Raw genomic sequence first — 4,966 nt, forward strand, 5'->3', positions numbered from 1 at the left:
GATGCGCCTGTATCCAACCCCATCCTGATTCAGAATATTACTTTCCAGAAATATCGTTAAGCAGAGCCGGACATTTTCCAAATGTCAGCTCTGATACCGGCTAAATTTCAGTAATATCAAAAAGGACTTTGGAAGAACCGGGGGATATCCCCAAATGCTTCTTCCAAAGTCCTTTTCTCCTTATCTAAAAAGAAATCTCCTGATCTCTACTCTTTTTCATTCTATACTTGTCATCGTACATCTTTCCGTCCGCCTGTCGAATCACATGACTCACGGTGAGATGTTCTCTCTTTTCAATGGGGAGCTTCTCCGCAACCTCCCGATAGCTGGCACTTCCCATGGAAATGCTTACAGGGAAGGGCGGATTCTGTTTCTCCTTTGTATTCCGCAAATACTCTTTAATCTTATTTTCCACTTCAAACACTGCACTTGCGGGGAAAACGATGCAGACAAATTCATCACCGCCGTTTCTTCCGGAAAAGCCTTCCACTTCTGCCATGGCATCCTGAATTGCCTCTGCCACCATTTGAATCAGCCGATCTCCGGACTCATGGCCATAAAGGTCATTGGTCAGTTTCAGGTCATTGATATCCATAAAGATGGCGGCATAGTCCTTCTTTTTGCTGTGATCCAAAACCTCCAGCTGATCCTGCAAATACTGCCGGTTTCCAAGGCCTGTCAGACGATCTGTATAGGCCAGATATTTTAAATGCTTTTCTTCGATACCGGCCTGGGCAATCAGAATAACCTTAAATACATAGGAAGTAATAAAAACAATAATCAAAAGCAGAATCAGAATCTTTGAAAAACCTGTGGTAACAAAGCTTTGCAAGAATCCCGGCCACTTCTCCGTAATACTGCCGGCCAAAATGATTCTTACCTGTTCTAAAATGCCGAATACAGCCACAAACACCAAGCCGTAGCCCAAAATATAATCCGAATTGTTCTTTGTCTTTTTTCCGGGGAAAAGCAGGCTTGCCATAGAGGAAAATACCATTACAATCTGTGCCGTCTGTACCAGACGGAGATGCCCGGTATACTGAAATCCCGTAGGGAAAATATAAAGAATCAGGCAAAGCAAGAAGAATGCCAAGAAAATGCTGCCGACTACTCTAAGATATTCCCTGACTACCTTCCTTGATGTTTCATAGCTGGCATATAAAGGGGCCGTGGGCAGCAATAAATACATTCCGACATACTCACAAACCGCACTTAAATCCTCTCTTGGAAAAAGCAAATAAGCCAGACCGGTATTTCCCAAGTGCCAGAGGGTAATGGCGAAAACCAGCGAGAATAGCCACATTCCTTCACTGGCATACACATGTGTCTTAAAGAAAAAAGCAAAAATGACGATTCCGATAAAGGATCCGATCAAGGTCATTACAAAAATAGGATAAGTCGTTTCCTGACTAATCATCGGATAATAAAACTCAGTCCCTCTGGACATCAAAACCGGAACATCAAAATTATCCTCCAGAATATCCAGTTGCGGATCGATTTCCACCCGAATCTCATCCCCATAAGCCTCCAAAGGAACCGGTATGCTGATTTTCAGGTGTCCGATCATATGCCTTTTCAGATTTTCTCCGTAAGACACCAGTAACTGATCCTTGTAATACGCCTTCACCACACTGTTATAAAAAAAGAAGTTAATCGTCTGATACTCCGCCTTCCATTCCGACTCCAAAGGGAAATGCATGGTGATATGATCTTTCCGGGAAGAAAAATTAAACAGATAGCTCTGAAAATTATCTACGCTTCCATCTTCGTGCTGTACTTCCACACTCATATTCTTCAGCACTTTATAATCACTTTTCGGCACTTCTCCCACATCACTCAGAATATAACGCATCACAAGAAGCCCCACCAAAATGGAGAGGAACAAAAGAATGACGGTTTGATGTTTTTTGATGAAGGAATTATTTCTCATCTCCGCTCCGGATATCTACAATAGAATGCTCTGTTTCCCAAAAATATCCTTCGTGATTATGCTTTTAACCCGCATCTTGGATGTTTCTGTCTCATAAGCACGAAAGGTACAGATTAATCTTATAAAAGTCTGCCGTGACCTATACATAATCGTCAAATATTAGAGAAGGCATAAACCTCTGCCCCATACCAGCAATCCTTCTCTTGCCGTTTTCTAAAGATGAAAACAGTATAGCACAATCTTTTCTATTTTGATTTATAAAAAAAGGAAATTCTGTCGAATGAACCGAAAAGACTTAATAAGCTCGTACCGATGGAGAGCGAGATTACCCAATGAATCTCCATTCAAGCTGAAAATATTTTATCCATAAAAACCCTAATCGTGGAAAATGCCACCAAATTTTGTGTGACTTTTATCATATATCTATTCAAGGAAGGACCGGTATGTAAAATGAAGAAAACAGGACAACAAAAGAAGACGGAAAAAAGCAGAAGTCTGGGCTCCCGATTATCGATGCTTTTAGGCATTGTAGGGCTTTTGATTCTTTGTAGCTTAAGCGTTCCCATAGTAACCATGGGAAGTAAATCCGTAAAAGCCAACTTAAACAAAAACATGGAAGATTTGCTGGATATCACCAATGAGAAAACCGGAAGAGTTTTTACTCAGGTGCAAACATTAGCCGATAGTATGATGGAATCCATCAGTTTTGTTTGGGATCAAAATGATGCTGTAGGAGGCGCTCCCGCCAATCCCTGGAGAATCAATAATTTTAACGACGGCAACAGAGAAGTGCAGGAAATTACTCCCATGCAAAATACGACCTTTCGCTCTCGTATTTTAAATCAGGAAATTCCCGCCAGCCGGTACAATGCGGAAGTCGTTATGATGAACGCTATGTACTCCACCTTAAAAAGTAATCCCTATGTTACAGGTGTAGGGTATTTCTTTGAGCCCGGTGTCTTGATTCCCGGCGTAACGGATTATGCGCCCTACCTTACCGTAAAGAGCGCAGAAACCAGAGATATCATCAATTATCCCTATTCCTATTATCAAAATAAGGGCTATTACAAAACCGCAAAGGAAACCCAGAAGACCACCATCACATCCCTTTACCATGATGATGAATATCCGGAGTATTCCTTAATTACCGTTTGTACTCCCATTATTGTAAACGGAGAATTTAAGGGTGTTGTCACCATTGAAATTAATCTTTCCGCCTTTGATATCTTGGCACGGGAAGATAGCCGTTTCCCAAGCCTCTTTACCTCTGTAATGGATGACCAAGGAAACTTCCTCTACAGCTCTCGAGAAGATTTAAGAGAAAAAAACCTAAATGACGCACTGGACGAAAAGGATGTACCGGAGCTACTCAGCAAAATGCAGGAAGACAAACCCTTCCATGTGGTTTTACAGAATAAGAGCGGACAGAGCAGACGTCTGTATTTTGCTCCCACACAGCTGGACGGCACAACGCTTTGGAGTCTTATGAGCATTTCCAGTAACGAATACTTGAGAGTGACCAAGCGCTTGATTACCGTATCCACCATTATCGTGCTTTGCGGTGTAGTATTACTGACGCTGATTACCAATCTTTTAATTCGTTCCTCCTTGAAGCCTTTGCAAATGATGGCCAAGGTCGGAAATCAGGTGGCAGACGGAAACTTAAATGTAGAAATTCAATATCAAAAACAGGATGAAATCGGCACCATTGCCCACGCCTTTGCTAAGGTCATGCAACAGATTAAGAGCATTATGCAGGATTTAAACGAAAAGCTCTCCTCTGTTTCCCACGGAAATTTCCGTGTCGACCTTTCTGACGAAAGCCTTTACAAAGGAGACTACAGACCATTACTGCTTTCCCTCCGGGATATTACTACAGACTTATCCGACACCATGGAGGAGATTAAACGTTCCGCATCCGAAGTAAACAGCGGAGCAGAACAGGTATCCAACGGAGCACAGTCTCTATCTCAGGGCTCTACAGAACAAGCTTCTTCCATAGAAGAGTTAAGTGCTACCATGAGTGAGATTTCCGATAAGATTAAGAGTACCGCAGAACAATCCCTGGAAGCCAACAAACTCAGTCTTTCTTCCGTGGAAGCTGTAGAGCTCAGTAACCAAAAAATGGAAGAAATGTCTCTGGCTATGAAGGAAATTACGGAAAAGTCCAATGAAATCGGAAAGATTATCAAAACCATTGACGATATTGCTTTCCAAACCAATATCCTTTCCTTAAATGCTGCGATTGAAGCGGCAAGGGCAGGAGCTGCCGGAAAGGGCTTTGCCGTAGTGGCTGATGAAGTCGGAAATCTGGCACAGAAGTCCGCAAAGGCCGCTCAAAATACCAGTGACTTGATTGAAGAAACCATTGACGCCGTGTCTCGCGGAGCAAAAATCACACAGGAAACGGCGGAATCCATGGATTTGGTAAAGAGCAAAGCTGAAGGAATTACAAATATTATTTCCAAGATATCCGATGCTTCCGAGGATGAAGCTCGGGGCATTGTACAGTTGAGCTCCGGACTGGATCAGATTTCCTCCGTGGTACAAAGCAATACCGCAACAGCGGAGCAGTCTGCCGCAGCCTCCGAGGAGCTGTCCGGGCAGGCCAATGTTTTACAGGATTTGGTGTCTAAATTCCAATTAAAGAGTGACAACTAATAACAAAGAAAGACAAAAAAGGAGCTACAAAATAGTTAACATACTACTTTGTAGCTCCTTTACTTTTTAATGCATTTTAAAGCCAATTTCCGAATATTCTCGGCTACACTTTTATTTTAACAGAATCGCTTTCCAAATAACTTTAACCTTCAATCATAATCGGCTGCTTCTCCGGAAGTTTCTTCTCCCCTTCTTTAGGGAAGGAAAGCTTCAGAACGCCCTGTTCAAACTTTGCTTTTACCTCTTCCTGCTTAATGCTGTCACCAACATAAAAGCTTCTTTGCATAGAGCCGGAGTAACGCTCCTGACGAATGAGTTTACCTTTCTCATCCTTCTCTTCTTCATTTAAGCCCTTCACGGCACTGACCTGAAGAT

Annotated in this window: 3 protein-coding genes; 1 reads left to right on the forward strand and 2 read right to left on the reverse strand. The window is 42.4% G+C overall.

The window, feature by feature from the left end:
* Positions 1-184 precede the first annotated feature (184 nt).
* On the reverse strand, positions 185-1,930 hold the full coding sequence (locus tag ACO4PX_RS08515; RefSeq protein ID WP_485570333.1) for a GGDEF domain-containing protein: 1,746 nt from the start codon (positions 1,928-1,930) through the stop codon (positions 185-187).
* Between the two features lie 450 nt (positions 1,931-2,380).
* Here ACO4PX_RS08515 and ACO4PX_RS08520 point away from each other — a divergent pair, with 450 nt between their 5' ends.
* Entirely contained in the window at positions 2,381-4,591 is a 2,211-nt protein-coding gene (locus tag ACO4PX_RS08520) for a methyl-accepting chemotaxis protein (RefSeq protein WP_485572279.1), read from the forward strand.
* 142 nt (positions 4,592-4,733) lie between these two features.
* Here the strand turns inward: ACO4PX_RS08520 and ACO4PX_RS08525 are convergent.
* Positions 4,734-4,966 (reverse strand): Hsp20 family protein (locus ACO4PX_RS08525; RefSeq protein ID WP_485572280.1); only part of this gene is annotated, 233 nt, incomplete at its 5' end.

The sequence above is a fragment of the Oribacterium sp. genome, from assembly GCF_057249185.1.